This window comes from Pseudomonas fluorescens, from assembly GCF_902497785.1.
Lineage (GTDB): Bacteria > Pseudomonadota > Gammaproteobacteria > Pseudomonadales > Pseudomonadaceae > Aquipseudomonas > Aquipseudomonas fluorescens_BO.
The window spans coordinates 83,353-98,807 of the sequence record NZ_CABVHK010000021.1 but is presented as its reverse complement, the minus strand read 5'-3'; the positions used below and the strand labels follow the sequence as shown (position 1 = coordinate 98,807).

12 protein-coding genes and 1 pseudogene are annotated in these 15,455 nt (G+C 59.5%); 6 read left to right on the top strand and 7 right to left on the bottom strand.

Going from position 1 to position 15,455, the window contains the following annotated elements:
* The first annotated feature begins 169 nt into the window (after positions 1-169).
* The 4 genes from F8N62_RS26765 to F8N62_RS26750 all read left to right on the top strand — a co-directional run bounded on the left by F8N62_RS26765 (position 170) and on the right by F8N62_RS26750 (position 2,290).
* Positions 170-625, top strand: a complete 456-nt coding sequence (locus F8N62_RS26765; RefSeq protein WP_150713487.1) for a GNAT family N-acetyltransferase — start codon at positions 170-172, stop codon at positions 623-625.
* Between the two features lie 371 nt (positions 626-996).
* Positions 997-1,209 (top strand): hypothetical protein, encoded by a 213-nt coding sequence (locus tag F8N62_RS26760; RefSeq protein WP_150713486.1) that lies wholly within the window; start codon positions 997-999, stop codon positions 1,207-1,209.
* Complete coding sequence (locus F8N62_RS26755) at positions 1,202-1,726, top strand: hypothetical protein (RefSeq protein ID WP_150713485.1); 525 nt, start codon at positions 1,202-1,204, stop codon at positions 1,724-1,726. Before F8N62_RS26760 ends, F8N62_RS26755 begins: the two co-directional genes overlap by 8 nt.
* Before the next feature lie 153 nt (positions 1,727-1,879).
* On the top strand, positions 1,880-2,290 hold the full coding sequence (locus tag F8N62_RS26750) for a GNAT family N-acetyltransferase (RefSeq protein ID WP_224791422.1): 411 nt from the start codon (positions 1,880-1,882) through the stop codon (positions 2,288-2,290).
* Between the two features lie 106 nt (positions 2,291-2,396).
* Here F8N62_RS26750 and F8N62_RS26745 read toward each other — a convergent pair whose 3' ends face one another.
* Complete coding sequence (locus F8N62_RS26745) at positions 2,397-2,774, bottom strand: GFA family protein (protein ID WP_318181641.1); 378 nt, start codon at positions 2,772-2,774, stop codon at positions 2,397-2,399.
* A 184-nt stretch (positions 2,775-2,958) separates the two neighbouring features.
* Here F8N62_RS26745 and F8N62_RS26740 point away from each other — a divergent pair, with 184 nt between their 5' ends.
* Positions 2,959-3,846, top strand: a complete 888-nt coding sequence (locus F8N62_RS26740; RefSeq protein ID WP_150713483.1) for a LysR family transcriptional regulator — start codon at positions 2,959-2,961, stop codon at positions 3,844-3,846.
* 153 nt (positions 3,847-3,999) lie between these two features.
* Here the strand turns inward: F8N62_RS26740 and F8N62_RS26735 are convergent, their stop codons facing one another.
* The 5 genes from F8N62_RS26735 to pvdM form a co-directional block, all read right to left on the bottom strand.
* Positions 4,000-6,414, bottom strand: coding sequence for a TonB-dependent siderophore receptor (locus F8N62_RS26735; protein ID WP_150713482.1), 2,415 nt, complete (start codon positions 6,412-6,414; stop codon positions 4,000-4,002).
* A gap of 125 nt (positions 6,415-6,539) precedes the next feature.
* Positions 6,540-8,189, bottom strand: a complete 1,650-nt coding sequence (locus tag F8N62_RS26730) for a cyclic peptide export ABC transporter (protein WP_150713481.1) — start codon at positions 8,187-8,189, stop codon at positions 6,540-6,542.
* 105 nt (positions 8,190-8,294) lie between these two features.
* Positions 8,295-9,347 (bottom strand): formylglycine-generating enzyme family protein, encoded by a 1,053-nt coding sequence (locus F8N62_RS26725; RefSeq protein ID WP_224791421.1) that lies wholly within the window; start codon positions 9,345-9,347, stop codon positions 8,295-8,297.
* A gap of 28 nt (positions 9,348-9,375) precedes the next feature.
* A complete protein-coding gene (locus F8N62_RS26720) occupies positions 9,376-10,656 on the bottom strand; it encodes an aminotransferase class V-fold PLP-dependent enzyme (RefSeq protein WP_150713480.1) in 1,281 nt (426 codons plus the stop codon).
* A 29-nt stretch (positions 10,657-10,685) separates the two neighbouring features.
* Positions 10,686-12,035, bottom strand: coding sequence for a pyoverdine-tailoring dipeptidase-like protein PvdM (pvdM, locus tag F8N62_RS26715; protein WP_150713479.1), 1,350 nt, complete (start codon positions 12,033-12,035; stop codon positions 10,686-10,688).
* 253 nt (positions 12,036-12,288) lie between these two features.
* Here pvdM and F8N62_RS26710 point away from each other — a divergent pair, with 253 nt between their 5' ends.
* Positions 12,289-13,917, top strand: a complete 1,629-nt coding sequence (locus F8N62_RS26710) for a PvdJ/PvdD/PvdP-like protein (RefSeq protein WP_150713478.1) — start codon at positions 12,289-12,291, stop codon at positions 13,915-13,917.
* A 140-nt stretch (positions 13,918-14,057) separates the two neighbouring features.
* Here the strand turns inward: F8N62_RS26710 and F8N62_RS26705 are convergent.
* Positions 14,058-15,452: pseudogene (locus tag F8N62_RS26705) on the bottom strand (efflux transporter outer membrane subunit).
* Positions 15,453-15,455: the final 3 nt, after the last annotated feature.

Here is a 15,455-nt window from a genome sequence, read left to right as displayed (position 1 = left end):
AAGCGATTCCTACACCCGAGGTAAAACGCGAGATTATTCGGGAAATGTCCGACATGTTTTTAGGCTTGGCGGTCGGACGTTGGCCGTATAGCGTGGTCGCATCTTTGGCCACGGGCACGCCAATTCCCCATACATTACGATCAGCCGACCACATGGACGGAGCATCTCAATGGACTCCCTGATTCGAATCGCCACAACCGAAGATGCGACCGCCATAAGCGAAGTCATCATTGGCGCACTACGCGAAACCAACGCCCAGGACTACACGCCAGCAATCATCGAGCAAGTAGAACAAAGCTTTTCCCCAAAAGCGGTCTCACGCTTGCTGACCCAGCGCCAGGTTTACGTGGCAACAATCGAGGGTCACGTTGTCGCCACCGCCAGCCTTGATCAGGACGTAGTCCGAAGCGTATTCGTCGACCCGGCCCATCAAGCGAAGGGCATTGGAAAGCAGTTGATGGCGCGGATCCACTCAGCCGCAGTCAACGGGGGCGTGAAATTACTGCGCGTTCCCTCCTCAATCACCGCCGAAGGTTTTTACGCGTCACTGGGCTTCAAAAAAGTCCGGGACGAATTTAACGGTGCCGAGCGCACGATCATCATGGAGCAGAGCTTGCAAACTTAGCGCGCCACGCATCGACTTCGTCGCTGAGTTCACTTTGGGTGCCCGCTATGTGATCAAGGATGGTCGATGCCGGTGCAGATTGCTTGCGCGGTTGCCGAAAGCCCCGCTAACGACAACGGACAGCATTAACTACGCTTTTGTGTTTCCTACATTCGAGGTGAATCACGTAAATATCGGGAAAAAATCCGACGTGTTTTTAGGCTTGGCGTTCGGAAGCTCAGGGTATAGCGTGGGAGCACCTTTGGCAGATGGCATAGGTGGTCGTAAGGCGAGTCGCCAACAGGGTAGAGGTTGGCACGCCGCTCGTGAATTCAGCTCTGAATGGAACTCTGAAAGCTATGATTAATAAAACAAGCGAATGGAGGTAGGCCATGCTTTTTGACTCGTTTCTAAAAACGGTTGGATTGAGAAATAAGTCTCTCGCCGAAAAAATTAATGACAGAGTCATTTCTGGGTATATCCCCAGCGATATGGCGAAAGCTGTTGTAGGTAAAGTCTCGTCAAAAAAATTCAACGAGATGATGATCAAGGTGATCGATAAATACAACGCTGACAACGAGGTAAAGGTTTTCAAAGATGGGTGATCAGTACAATCAGATGCATGAAAGGCTCGTTAAAACGAGTGAAGATTTTACCGGCATGATCGCCTACTCAATCTACAAAGCTGAAAAGCGCGAAGCGATCAAAAACGGATTGAATATTGTTGAGTTTACCAAGCTGAAACTTCAGTCTAATGAAATAGGTAAGTACAAGCGCGAGGCAGAGGGTTTAGTTAACTTGTTTCTACAGGCTGCCGCTGACGAAAAAATAAATGGAGTCAAGGCTGAGTTGGCTGGGCAGATCAATAGACTGACGCTTGATTCACTGCCTAAAGATCCGATGTACAAAGGTTTTTTCAAATGGCATAACTCTGGCTCCGCTGGTGTTGTTGGAAATTTTTGGACCGCAGTTATCGTTGCAGTTTTTGTTTGGGTTTTTGCTGATTCATCGTCATGGAATACTGCGAAAGACAACGCCATATCATCTGTAAAGGCTCCCTTTGTTAATAGCTTCGGAGAAAAGAACATTTCTGGCTCTAGCTCGGCAACGGTCACTCCTTAACCGCCGATCCGTCTGAAATCCCACCTCCAAAAACCAAACCAGGCCGCAAGCGGCCCGGTTTGTCTCCAACATTTAACGTCCCCAACCCTCAATATTGAGCCCGCAACGTCAGCGTCAAATTGCGCGGGTCGCCATAGACGTTAGTCCCCCACGATAAGCCGCGTCATCATTGCCGCGCTACGCGAAACCAATGCCCAGGACTACACGCCGGCAATCATCGAGCAAGTAGAGCAAAGCTTTTCCCCAAAAGCGGTCTTACGCTTGCTGACCCAGCGACAGGTCTACGTCGCGACCATAGATCATCACGTCGTCGCCACCGCCAGCCTTGATCAGGACGTAGTCCGAAGCGTATTCGTCGACCCGGCCCATCAGGCGAAAGGCATTGGAAGGCAGTTGATGGCGAGGATCCACTCAGTCGCCGTCAGTGAGGGCGTCAAGCTACTGCGCGTTCCCTCCTCAATTACCTTCGAAGGTTTTTACGCATCGCTTGGCTTCAAAAAAGTCCGGGACGAATTTCACGGTGCCGAGCGCACGGTCATCATGGAGCAGGGCTTACAAAAGTAGCGCATTAAATCGTCCACTCCCTCGAAGAGCCGGGCGGGTGCAATGCAGCACTGCGGCACCCGACTGAGCGCAGTTATCGGGGAATGGGGTACCCACGCGCAGTGGCTCAGCCCGCGTTTGACAGGGCCTGTGCGAAGCCTTCCGGACTCGGACTCTGTGGCCAGCTCGGAACGCCCGCCGGCAGCAACAGCCAAGGCTGTTTGTGTTTCACCCAAATATGCGCCATTGGCGTGACGTCGGGGCTGCGGTCAAGCGTTCCGACACGTAGAACCTTCATGCCCGGCGCTGCTGACGTGGTGTTGTAAAGGCGTGTATGGCAAACACCACAGAGCGAGTGAACGCTGTGCTGTCCACCCTCATCGTAAGCGTACTCCACCGGTTCACCACTCACGGTAAATGCGTCTTCGGGCATGAGTGCATGCATCGCAAAGCTGCTGCCGCTCCAGGTTTGACAGTCGCGACAATGGCACGCGTAGATCGCCATTTGTACGTCCCGCGCTGACGTATAAGTCACTGCGCCACAGCGGCATCGGCCAGCTAATTTCATGATTGGATAATTCCTTTACGCGCCATGCGCTCGGTGAGGGGAAGAGGATCTCGCTCTAGCATGAGGTATTATTGGGCTCATTAGAATTGTTTAAGTCTGCCTACCTGCTCATAGGAAATGTATGACCTCGTCTCAACTGCATTGGGAGACTCAGCGGGCATTTTTGGCCGTTCTCCGGACCGGTAGCCTGTCTGGCGCAGCACGCTTGTTAGGCATCGCACAGGCCACAGCGCGGCGGCGCATCGAAGCATTGGAGCACGAGGTAGGGGTGAGCCTCTTCATACGTTCTCCCGCAGGCCTCACCCCCACCGAGATGGCGAGAGAGCTGGTAAGCCATGTTGAGACGATGGAAATGGCTGCCGACGCTTTCGCCCGTGCTGCCTCCGCCGAGGCGTGCCTGCCCGGCGGGACTGTGAGGCTTACCAGCGGCAAGCTGTTGGGAATTGAAGTGCTTCCACCCATGCTGAAAGCGATTCGCAATGTCCATCCAGACCTGGAGGTGGAGCTGAGCATATCGAACCGACTAGAGGCGCTGGCACTGAAAGAGTCGGATGTCGCTGTACGCATTCGTCGTCCCACTGAAGCGAGTGTTGTGACGCGGCATCTGGGTGATCTGCAGATAGGATTGTATGCAACGCCAGAGTTGCTTGAACGACACGGGCATCCGTGCAGCCCGGAGGAACTGACCCGATACTCCCTGATCGGGCCTGATCGTAATCTTGAGGAAATAGAGTTTCTCGGCCGCAACGGTTACATCTGCACCCCCGAGCGCGCTTCGATCCGGACGGACGATCACCTCGCGCAATTTGCGTTGCTCAAGGCGGGCTTGGGCATCGGCGTCTGTTCGAGCCAACTGGCGCAACACCACGGGTTGATACGGGTGTTGCCCCAACGGGTCGACTTCAGTGTGGATGTCTGGATTGCGATGCACCAGGACATGCGGCGAGTCCGTCGAATTGCGCTGGTGTTTGATGAGCTGGGCGAATCACTGGCACGCTATCTTGCCTGACGGCACTGGAGGGGCTGGCGCGCACATCATCGCCTCATCAAATCCGGGCGCACGGCGGATTGGGGCCGGACCTGGATTGAATATCCATACAGCCCGAAACCAGACCGGGCCGCTAGCGGCCCGGTGGTGTTCAACATTTAACGTCCCCAACCCTCAATACTGAGCCCGCAACGTCAGCGTCAAATTCCGCGGATCACCATAGAAGTTAGTCCCCCACGAAGCATCCACCCGGTCGTAGTATTTGCGATCAAACAGGTTGTTGCCGGTGAGTGTGGCCGACAGGTTTTCGTTGAACTTGTAGCCCACCTGCGCCGTGGCGATGCCATAGCCGCTTTGTTCAAAGCGCACTTCACGCTGGTACCAGGTTTTGCTGACCACCCGTACGCCGCCGCCGACGCTGAAGTCTTTGAGTGCGCCGTCGGTGAAGTCGTATTTGGTCCACAGGTTAAAGTTGTGTTTGGGCGTGATGGTGCTGAAGGTGTTGCCTTCGGTGCCGTCGGCGGCTTTGACCAGTTTAGTGCTGGTGAAAGCGTAGCCGGTGACGATGCTCCAGTTGTCGGTCAGGTTGCCGCTCAACTCGGTTTCCCAGCCCTGGCTGCGGGCCTTGCCTTGTGCTTCGTAGCTATTGGAGTCGGCGTTGTATTCAGCGCGGTTTTCGTCGTAGATGCGGAACATGGCGATGCTGGCGTTCAGACGGCCGTCGTAGAATTCGCGCTTGAGGCCGACTTCATACTGCTTGCCTTTGCGCGGTCCGACCGGACCACCATCGGTACTGATTTCACTTTGTGGTTTGAACACCCCCGTGTAGCTGGCGTAGGCCGACAATTCCGGGGTCAGCTTGGCGATGATGGCGCCGTAAGGCACGACCTTGCGGTTGATGCTGGTGTGGGCGTCGCCGAATGTATTAAAGAAGGCGTTGGCGTTCTTGGCGTTGCTTTCGTACCAGGTCACGCGGCTGCCGCCGACCACGTCGAGCCAGTCGGTGACGTTGAACTTGGCGCGGGTATAAACGCCGTACTGGTCGGACTTGGACCAGTTGCCGTTGTTGCGCTCGTAGTCGTTCTTGGGGATGTCGATGCTGCCCGGGTTGTAGACGTTGATCGGGAAGTACTCGCCGCCGCCGTACTCGAAGTCTTTGTCGAGGTGCTGATACTCGGCGCCCACGGTGAACTCGTGTTGGCGGTCCGCAAACTCGAACGGCGTGGTGACGAAGCTGTCGACGCCGATGGTCTTGATGTGGGTGTAGTAGTCATAGGCCACGGCCCAGCTGTCGCCATTGGGCTCGACGGCACCGTCGGCCCAGGTGAAATTACGCTGCGGGGTTTCGGCATCGCGGTAGGTGAGGGTGGTCTTGAACTGACCGCCGTTGTCCAGCGCGTGATCGACTTCAGCGAAGCTTTCCCAGACTTTTTCGTTCAGGGTGTTCCACTTGGCATCGACGAAGGTCGAGCGTGGTACGTCCAGCAACTTGCCGTCGGCAAAGGCCGGCAAGCCGAACGCCGGGGTGGAGTGGTTCTGCTGGTAGGCGCCGCCGACCGACAGGGTGGTGGACGGGTCGAGGTCGAATTCCAGCCGACCGTAGACCATCGGCCGTTCATTCTGGGCAGAGTCGACGAAGGATTTGTTGTTCTCGTAAGCGGTGATGAAGCGACCGCGCACGGTGCCCTGATCGTTCAGCGGGCCGGTGACGTCGACCATCGAACGGTAGTGGTCATAGGACCCGGCGCCCAGTTCGCCGCCAATGGCGAACTTGTCCAGCGCGCGCTTGCGCACCACGTTGATAGTGCCGCCGGGTTCGCCCGCGCCTTGATACAGGCCCGACGGGCCGCGCAACACTTCGACGCGGTCGTACATCGCGAGGTCGAAGCTGGTGCCCATGTCGCCCTGGCCGGTCGGTTGCGACACACCGTCAACCTGCACCTGGTCAACGAGAAAACCGCGCATGTACACGTCGTTCAGGCTGGAGCCGGAGTTGTAAGTCTTGATGGTGACGCCGGTGACCTGACGCATCGCATCCTGCAGGCTGTTCATGTTCTGGTCGTCCATGCGCTGGCGCGTGACCACGGAAACCGACTGCGGAATGTCCTTGAGCTTGATGTTGCCCTTGCCGATGCTGACTTCATCGGACGTGTAGGAACGCGTGCCTTCGGTGGTCGGCCCCGGTGCAATCCCGGAGATCGCGGTTGCACCCAGTTGCAGCGCACTGGAGTTGCTGGCCAGCGGAATCAGCGACACGGTGTTGCCCGTCAATTGAAAGGTAATGCCGCTCCCCAGCAGCAAGGTATTCAATGCCTGTTCCGGCTCCAGATTGCCCGACACCGCCGTGGACTTGAGGCCGTTGACCATGTCCTGGCTGTAGAGAATTTGCAGGTCGGTCTGTTGACCCAGTTGTTGCAGTGCGCTGGCCAGCGACTGTGAAGGAACGTTGACGTTCACCGGCGCTGCCTGGACATCAGACGTGCCCAGCAGCAACAGGGTCAGCAACGCACCCGGTACGACTGTGCGGAATTTCTTGTGCGGCGCGATGGCCAACGCCAGCGGCGCGCGGGACAGGGTAGGGCTGTGCATTGCTCAAATCGCTCCTGAAGGTGTGCAGTTTTTTTAGTTAATGATAATTATTATTAGACGCGTCACGTCGACAAAACCGGAAAACAAACCCCTGAATTCGTTGAAAATCCGTTTATTTGGCGTGCTCAGGCCGTCGCCCGTTCAGCCACCACCCGACCCGATTCCATGCGCACCAGTTGATCGGCCATGTCGAAATAGCGGTCGTCGTGGGAGATGACGATGATGGTCTTGCCCAGGCGCTTGAGGTCCGGGAGCAGCTCGGTGTAGAAGATCCGGCGGAAGGTCGGGTCCTGATCGGCGGCCCATTCGTCAAACACCAGCACCGGGCGTTCTTCCAGCCAGGCGTTGACCAGCGCCAGACGCTTGCGCTGGCCGGTGGACAGGTCGGTGGTGGTGAAACTGCCGTCCTTGACGCTGACCTTGTGCGCGATTTCCAGGCGTTGCAGGTATTTGTTGGCGTCTTCGGGAATGTGCCGGTCGCCTTGCACCACGTCATCGAACAGGTAGTAATCGGCGAAAATCGTGGTGAACAGTTGGCGATAGTCGTCACGGTTATGCGCATTGATGGCTTCGCCATTGAGCAGGATCGCGCCCTGTTGCGGCGCGTACAGGCCCAGCAACAATTTGATCAACGTGGTCTTGCCGCAGCCGTTTTCGCCAACGATGAAAATAATGTCGCCCTGTTCGATGCTCAGGTTCACCGGCCCGAGGCGGAAGGCTTCGCTGCCCGTTGGAGCGGGGAAGGCATAGCTGACGTTGTCCAGTTGCAGGCTGTTGACCACGACGGGTTTCTTGCCGCTGTCGTTGAGCAGCAGGTGCGGCTCGGGCGAGGAAAACTGGCTCGACAGTTCGGCGATGCGGCGGAAGGCAATCCGCGCACGGCTGACCACCGGCAAGGTGCCGACCAAATGTTCGATGGGGCCTTTCATGTACAGCAACACCAGCACGAAGCCGCTCATCACCGCTTTGTCGGCGCTCGGCCAGAACGATTGCAGGGCCAGCGCGAGGCCGATAACCACGAAGAACAGCATCGAACCCAGGGTCTTGGCGATCACGAAAGTATTGATCGAGCGCACCTGGGTGTTGCAGATGAAGTCCGCCGTGCCCTGAATACCCGAAGTGAACATGCGCTGGCGGCGCGGGCGATGAATGCGCAGTTCCTTGGCGCCGCCGGCGATGGCGTTGTAGTGCTTTTGCAATTCGTCTTCCGCATCGCGAGCAGCCATGAAGCCCTTGATGCCCTTGCCTTGCGCGTAGAACTGGATGCCCGTGCCGATGGCAATCGCCAGCACCATCATCAGAAACATCGGCCACGACAACAGCGCCAGATAGCCCATGCAGCCGAGCGTCACGGTCAGGGAAATGGCCAGCGGCGCGAAGGCAAACGCGAAGTCACTGATGGTATCGACGTCATGGGTCAGCACCGGGATCAAACGATGACTGCGGTAGCGTTCGATCTGCTCGATGGGCGCCGACAGGACCTTTTCCCCCAGCTCTTTGCGCAGATTGGCGATGATGTGCTGGCCGACATAGTTGGTGCCGATGTCCGAGCAGATCGAACTGGTCAACGCCAGCAGGCAAAGACCGCCGAACAGTGCGACCACGCCTTGGGTCAGGCCGCTGTCCGAATGCAGCGCCGTGTTGATGGTCGCCAGCAACACCGTCACGCTCAGACCGCCAACCATGCCCAGAAGGATCGACAGGCTGACCACCAGTCGAAACGGTTTCAGGAGGGTGAACAATTCATGAATTGCACCGCGTGCAGGCTGGGTCATGAGCGCAGGGTTCCTTGGGGTCGTGAGGCAGATACCCAATAGAACGTCTGGTCAGGGGTTTAATTTAGCCGGCCACCGACTGGCGGCGGCCGCCGGAGGAAGGGCTCAACCTTTGGACGGCAGCTCGCGCACCACGCGAAAACCGATCCAGTCGCCACGGGTGTGCGGGTAGATGTTGTTGCGGTTGCCTGAACGTGAAAACACCGGTGCTTCGCCCCAGTCGTTGCCGCGAATCTGCAAGGCTTCGCAGTTGGCTTCGACCCAGGCGCTGCCGTCGGTGGGGGCGCCGACGTAATCGCTGTGTTCGCAGTCGGCAATCCACTCGTAGACGTTGCCGTGCATGTCATACATCCCGAACGCGTTGGGCGGGAAGCTGCCGACGGGGGAGGTGTAGCTGTAGCCGTCGGTGGGCCCGTACGTATTGGCATGGGTGGCGATGCTGTAATCGGTGCCTTCATCGAACGGAAACGGGAACGGCCCGGCAGAACCGGCGCGCGCGGCATATTCGCGCTGCGCTTCGCTGACGATGTGATAGTGCTGCCCGGTCTTGAGCGACAGCCACGCGACATACGCGCTGACCTCGGCAAAGTTCATGCACACCGCCGGCTGTCGCGGGCCCTGTGGATAACGGGGTTTGCTGTTGATGCATTCGCGACCGGGGCGGGTGTCGCCGTCGGGAATAGTGATCCCGGTTTCCTTCAGGTATTGATCCCACTCACCGGCAGTGATCTGGTACCGGCTCATGGCGAACGGCTTGGCGAACGTTACTTCGTGCAGGGGGCCTTCATCGGGCTCGCGCCCGACTTCACCCTCCGGCGTGCCCATGGTGAAGGTGCCGGCAGGCAGCACCACCATTTCCGGGCAGTGGCGACAATCCTTGAACACCTTGCCCGGCAGCGGCGCGGTGGAGGCCTGGGCGACCACTGGCAACAACGCCAGCAATGCCAATACTGCGTAAACAAAACCCTGTGGCGAGGGAGCTTGTCGGAACGCCGCACCGTCCCGCTGGGCTGCGCAGCCGACCCTGTTCTTCAGGCGAAGAGCGGGGGCCGCTTCGCGCCCCAGCGGGACGGTGCGGCGTTCCGACAAGCTCCCTCGCCACAGGTGTTGCAATGCCCCGGACTGAGTAGCAATGAATCGGTGCAGGAGATTTTTCATTGTCATTCTCGCAAAAGAAATCGGTGGGTCAGAGCTTGCTCGCCAGCAGCGCCATGACGCGGTCGATGTGCGCCTCGGTGTTCAGCAGGCCCGGAGACAGGCGAATGATCGGGCCGACGTCGCGGTCGACGGCATCGCAGACCACGCGCTGGGCCATGAGGAAATTGGCGACTTCTTCGCAGTCACGATTCTTGATCCGGAAGAAGGTGAAACCGGCGGAATACTCCGGCGACAACGGAGTCACCAGCTCTACCGACGGATGTTCCTGCAAGCGCTTTTTCAGGTAGCTGTTGATCTGGTGAATGCGCGCCTGCACGTCGGCCTTGCCCAGGTCCAGGTGCAACTTGAACGCTTCGGTCAGCGCCCAGCGGTGTTCAAAAGAGTGATAGCCGCCGTAGGTCATCACCGTCGAGAACGTGGTGGCTTCGGAGAAGGTCGGGATGGTCGGCGTAAGGTCTTTCATCTCGTCGGAGCGCGCACAGATGATCCCGGTGCCGCGAGGGCCGAACATCCATTTGTGGGTGCCGGCGATAAAGTAGTCGCAATGCATGTCCGGGAAGTCGAGGTTTTCCACGCCGAAACCGTGGACGCCATCGACCACGTACAGGATGCGATCCTTTTCCTCACGATCACGGTTGTGCTCGGCGACCAGTTTGCCGATTTCGCCGATAGGTAATTTCACGCCGCTGCCCGAATGCACCCAGGTCATGCCGAGCACGCGGGTCTCGGGCCGGATGTTGCGGGCAATCGAGGCGAGGATTTCTTTGCTCGAAACTCTGGACGGGTCCTCGAACAATTTGATTTTGCGAACCTGGGTGCCGTCCTTTTGCGTGCGGTATTCAAACACGCTGTTGGCGGCATAGTGCTCATGTTCGCTGGTGAGGATTTCCTGATCCGGGCGCAGGTGAATGCCGGCGTAGATCATCGCCAGGCCTTCAGTGGTGCTGCCGGTCAGGGCGATCTGCGAGGGCTTGGCTTTGAGGTAACGACCGGCCCAGACGCGGACTTCTTCTTCGCGGCGTTCGGTTTCGCCGCGATGCCAGTCCATCGCCAGACCGGGGTTGCGGTCGAGGTTGGCGCGGTGCATCTCGATGGCTTCGCGCACCGGTCTTGGGTGTGAGGTCACCAGAAAGTTGGCGAAGTGCAGGTAGTCGGGATCCTGATTGAACAACTGGCGAAACTGCGCCCATTTGTCTTTCGGCAGCGGCGCCGGCGTGGCTGCCAGCGCCGGCAGGTTGACCGCAGAACTCAGGGGAATGGCGGCCGCGATAACGCCAGCCTGTTTGAGAAAGGTACGACGGTTGGTCATGAGTCGGGTTCGCTTGGCAAAGTTGAGCATCAGTTTTTTACGACTGGCCTGGAGGACTTCAGCACCTGGTCCCAGACCCGCAGGAAATTGCCACCCCAGAGCTTGGCAATGTCGGCCTCGCTGTAGCCGCGGCTGATCAGCTCGGCGGTGACGTTGCGACCTTCGCTGACATCTTTCCAGCCATTGAGGCCGCCCCCGTCGTTGAAATCGGAGCTGATGCCGACGTGGTCGATGCCGATTTTTTTAACCGCGTAATCGATGGCGTCGCCGTAATCCTTGAGGGTGGCTTTGGGCTCTTCATCGAGGATGGCGTAGAGCTGACTGGCGTAGTCGCCGAAGCGTTGTTCGGGCCACACGGTGATTACCGGGTCGCCGGGCATCAGCGCCATCTCCAGACCTTGCAGCGGTTGCAGGTCGAAGCGCGCACGCAGGGCGTTGAGTTTGTCTTGGGTGGTTTGACTCAGCGGCTTGATGTAAGTCGGGAACCCGACGATCTGCACCACGCCGCCACTGTGCTTGATCAGTTGCATTTCGCTGTCGCTGAGATTGCGCGGGATGTCCACCAGCGCCCGTGGCGCCGAGTGCGAGGCGACCATCGGCGTGCGGCTCAACTGGCTGACTTGTTCAAGCGCTTTGGTCGACATTTGCGACACGTCAATGATGATCCCGAGGTCGTTGAGGCGCTGCACCGCTTGCTTGCCCAGCTCGGACAATCCGCCAAGGGCGTCTCGCGAATCATTGAAAAACGGCAGCGGGCGCGACGAGTCGGCCCAGGCGTTGTTGCCTACGTAACTGAAGCCGAACATGCGCATGCCGCGGGCGGCCCATTTATCCAGGGCGTTAACGTCGTTGCCCAGCGGGTAGGCGTTGAGCATGCTGATGAACACGGCGAACTTGCCTTCGCCATGCAGGCGCCGGAAATCCTCCGGGGTGTAGGCAATGGCCACCTGATTGGGGAAGTCGCGCACCAGGGTGCTGATGATTTTGTAGCGGGTTTCCTGCTCGTGCCGCGCTTCGTCAATGAACCCGGCGGTGGGGCGGTGCGGGGCGTTGTCGCCGTTCCAGATTTCCGGCCAGCCAAAAATGGTCAGCGCCGCGCCGGACAGGCGACCGCGTGCAGCCTTGACCAGGTCGAACTGGCCGCTGCCGTCCTTGTCCGCCTCGTTTTCGGCGGTGCCGAAATCCATCGGCACGGTGATGTGGCTGTCGAACGAGAGGATGCGCTCTTGCAATTCATCGGCCTGTTTCATCACCGCGACCGGGTAACCGGGATTGTCGTTGAACCAATGATCCCAGGCCGCAAACCCTGCGGCGCCGGCGATGGCCAGCGCCAGGGGCAGGCCGATGAAAAGAGCCTTTTTCGAACGAGGTTTTGTCATTGCCGTCTCAGTCAGATTCGCCGTCGAAATGCAGGCGCGGGGGCCTTTGCTATCTGGGTTGAACGAGTGGCTGGGGCAGGAATTTAGGTTGCGCGGAAAAGATCGCAGCCTGCGGCAGCTCCTACATTGGATCGGCGTGCACCCGTAGGAGCTGCCGAAGGCTGCGATCTTTTCCGGAACACCATAAATTTCCCGCGGCAACACTCGTTCTAGCTTGGATAAAGCCTGCTCCATGGCTGACACAGGTAGGGCAATGACGATTTCTCGACGATGGTTCCTGGCAGGTCTGGCACTGACCGGCGCCGCCGTGCCTGCGGCGTATTACGGGCATCGTGAACTGACCAGACCGGACCCGACGATCACCCCCGGCGAAGCCTCGTTCGACGTCGCGGACGTGGCGGGGCAGCGTCTGGCCAATACGTTGCAAGGCGTCTGGGACATTCGTTTCGAAGGACGTGACGCGGGGCTCGACGGCTTGCCCGGCGAGGGCTTGCAACTGTTGCTCGACGTCGGCCACAAGGGCCGTGGGCTCAACGGTTTTCTCGATACGTTCGAGGGGTTGCGCGGCGAACCGACGCCCCGCTATCGCGTTCTCGGCGACCTGGCCGGCACCCGCGCGACCGAACTGAGCTGGCGCCTGATCGATTCGCGATCCCCGACCGGCACGCCGGACTACGAATTCACGTTCAAGCTGGACGAGGTCTGGGCCGCATTCGGCAATGCCGGCAGCGGCACGTTGAGCGGGCGCGTGCTGCGCCTGGATCGTCCGTTGGCCTTGACCGCTCAGGACAATCGTTTCGTCGCGGTCAAGCAAGTGTTCCCCGAAGCACGCGAGCGCACAGGCCTGGAGCCGGCATTACTGGCGTGGCTGATTTCCCCTGAGCACCGCTTGTTTCATCAACTCTGGCACGCCTCCCGGGACAAGTGGCACAGCCTGTCCGAAGACAAGCGCAACGCCCTGCGCGGTATCGGCTGGCAGCCGGGAGTGCGGGACCAGGAGCGCGACGCGCGCGGACCGCGCAAGGATCGCAATGGTTCGGGTATCGACTTTTTCTTCATGCACCGGCACATGCTCGGCACGGCGCGCTCGCTGCAGGACTTGCCGTCCTGGGCGCAATTTCCGTTGCCGCAACCGGAACTGGTTCGAGATCGCCAGGGCTTCGCCCGCTATTTCGACAACCACGACGGCACCGCTTTGCCGCCGGCGTGGCGCGCCGATGACGATGACGAATACTCGCAATGGGTCGCCGACCTCAAGACCGCCGAGACCTACCACAGTAATTTTCAGGTCTGGGAATCGCGCTATCGCGACCCGCGTTACCTGGCGAAGCTGACCTTGGGGCAATTCGGCTCCGAGGTCGAACTGGGTCTGCATGACTGGCTGCACATGCGCTGGGCCTCGGTGCCCCGCGATCCGTCCAACGGCCAGCCGGTGCCGTTCGCCCGGGACACCGCAGACTTTTCCGCGCGCTGGTTTGCGGCGGAAAACGATTTTCTCGGGGACCCGTTTTCATCCCATGTGAACCCGGTGTTCTGGCACTTCCACGGCTGGATCGACGACCGTCTCGAAGACTGGTTCCGCGCCCACGAGCGTTTTCATCCGGGTGAGGTCAGTCGGCTGGCAGTCAACGGCGTGCAGTGGTTCGCGCCCGGTCGTTGGGTCGAGATCGATGATCCGTGGCTGGGGCCGAGCACGCATGGCTGCAACACCACGCCGGGGTTGCAGGCGGGCAAGTCGGTGGAGATGGACCCGGAAACCATGAAGCTGGCGCTGCGGATTACCTTTGGCGAGGACGAGAAGAAGCTGGCGGACTTGTTCCGCAAAGTGCCGCAACGGCCGTGGTATGCGCGGAATTTGAAGGTTAAGCCGATTTCGAGTTAATCAATTGAACCGCGTTATCGTTCAATCGCGGGCAAGCCCGGCTCCCACAGGATTTATGTGTGCTGCCTGTTCTGGGTACGACACATCATCTGTGGGAGCCGGGCTTGCCCGCGATGACGGTCTATCTGGCTCCATCCCTTTTATAAAACCTGCCACCCACCCCCAAGCGCCTTGTACAGCGCAATGCTCGCCTGCAACCGCGACAACCGCAGCTGCACATTCAGATCCTGCGCGGCGTACAGCGTGCGCTGTGTTTCCAGCACCGTCAGTAAGTCCTCGGCCCCGGCCTGATAGCGGCTTTGCGCAATATCAAACGCCGTTTGCGCCTGATTCAATTCTTCACTCTGCCACTGGCGCTGGGCGTCGAGTCCGCGAATGCCGGTCAGGGCTTTTTCGACGTCGGCAAAGCCGTTGATGATTGCACTGCGGTAGGTTTCCAGCAGTTCTTCCTGACGCGCCGTGGCTTTGTCGCGTTCAGCGCCCAGTCGGCCGTTGTTGAAAATCGGCGCGACCAATCCGGCGGTGAGGTTGTAGAACGGGCTGCGCAGGACATCGCTGAAGGTGTCGGCGCCCGAGCCGAGCTGGGCGCTCAACGTCACCGTGGGCAGCATTTTCGCCCGGGCCACGGTGACGTCGGCCCGTGCCGCCGCCAACTGTGCTTCGGCGCGAGCGATGTCCGGGCGCCGGTTGAGCAGGTCGCTGGGTACGCCCGCGCCAATCACCGGCCAGCTCATCTGGTCAAAGCGCTGAGCGTCGAGTTGCAGCTCCTGCACCGGGCGGCCGAGGAGGGCGGCGAGGGTGATCCGTGCTTCGTCGGCCTGTTGCTGCACCAGCGGCAATTGCCGTTGCTGCGCGGCCACCAGGCTCTTTTGCTGAGCCAGTTCCAGTGCGGTGGCCGAGCCTGAGTCAAAGCGGGTCTGGACCAGGTTCAACACCTTTTGCGCATTCGCCAGATTGAGCTGCGCGATACGGTGCTGCTCTTGCAGCGATAGGGTTTGCGCGTAGGTGCTGGCGACGGCGCTGAGCAAGGTCAACTCCACCGTATCGCGATCGAACCGGCTGGCCTGCAAGCCGAACTGTGCACTGTCGCGGGTGGCGCGCTGGCCACCCCAGAAGTCGAGTTCGTAACTGGCACTGAGGCTGGCGTCGAAGTAATCCACCGCTTTGTCGCTGCTGTCGGCGTCCAGTTAGCTGTAACCGTTGCCGCGCATCAGCTTCTGTCGATTGGCATTCACCGCTCCCCTCACTTCTGGCAGCCGCGAACCGCCGGCAATCACCGTTGTGGCCTGGGCTTTTCGGACCCTGGCCAGTGCGGCCGCCAGGTCGTAACTGCCGATGCGGGCCTGGGCAATCAGTTGATCGAGCTGCGGGCTGCCAAAGCGCGTCCACCACTGGGCGTTGCGCATCAAGTTGTTTGCACTGTGCGCCGATTGCCAGTCGGGCGGCGGCTGCAGGCCGCTGTCCGGACGCGGGTCGGGACTGGCGCACGCGCTGAGCAACACGCAGAGGGTCAACAGGCTGAGGGGCGCTTTCATCAA

Bases quoted from the DNA above. Each gene is read 5' to 3' on its own strand.
- F8N62_RS26765 (WP_150713487.1), top strand. From the start codon at position 170: ATGGACTCCCTGATTCGAATCGCCACAACCGAAGATGCGACCGCCATA.
- F8N62_RS26760 (WP_150713486.1), top strand. From the start codon at position 997: ATGCTTTTTGACTCGTTTCTAAAAACGGTTGGATTGAGAAATAAGTCT.
- F8N62_RS26755 (WP_150713485.1), top strand. From the start codon at position 1,202: ATGGGTGATCAGTACAATCAGATGCATGAAAGGCTCGTTAAAACGAGT.
- F8N62_RS26745 (WP_318181641.1), bottom strand. From the start codon at position 2,774: ATGGCGATCTACGCGTGCCATTGTCGCGACTGTCAAACCTGGAGCGGC.
- F8N62_RS26740 (WP_150713483.1), top strand. From the start codon at position 2,959: ATGACCTCGTCTCAACTGCATTGGGAGACTCAGCGGGCATTTTTGGCC.
- F8N62_RS26735 (WP_150713482.1), bottom strand. From the start codon at position 6,414: ATGCACAGCCCTACCCTGTCCCGCGCGCCGCTGGCGTTGGCCATCGCG.
- F8N62_RS26730 (WP_150713481.1), bottom strand. From the start codon at position 8,189: ATGACCCAGCCTGCACGCGGTGCAATTCATGAATTGTTCACCCTCCTG.
- F8N62_RS26725 (WP_224791421.1), bottom strand. From the start codon at position 9,347: ATGAAAAATCTCCTGCACCGATTCATTGCTACTCAGTCCGGGGCATTG.
- F8N62_RS26720 (WP_150713480.1), bottom strand. From the start codon at position 10,656: ATGACCAACCGTCGTACCTTTCTCAAACAGGCTGGCGTTATCGCGGCC.
- pvdM (WP_150713479.1), bottom strand. From the start codon at position 12,035: ATGACAAAACCTCGTTCGAAAAAGGCTCTTTTCATCGGCCTGCCCCTG.
- F8N62_RS26710 (WP_150713478.1), top strand. From the start codon at position 12,289: ATGACGATTTCTCGACGATGGTTCCTGGCAGGTCTGGCACTGACCGGC.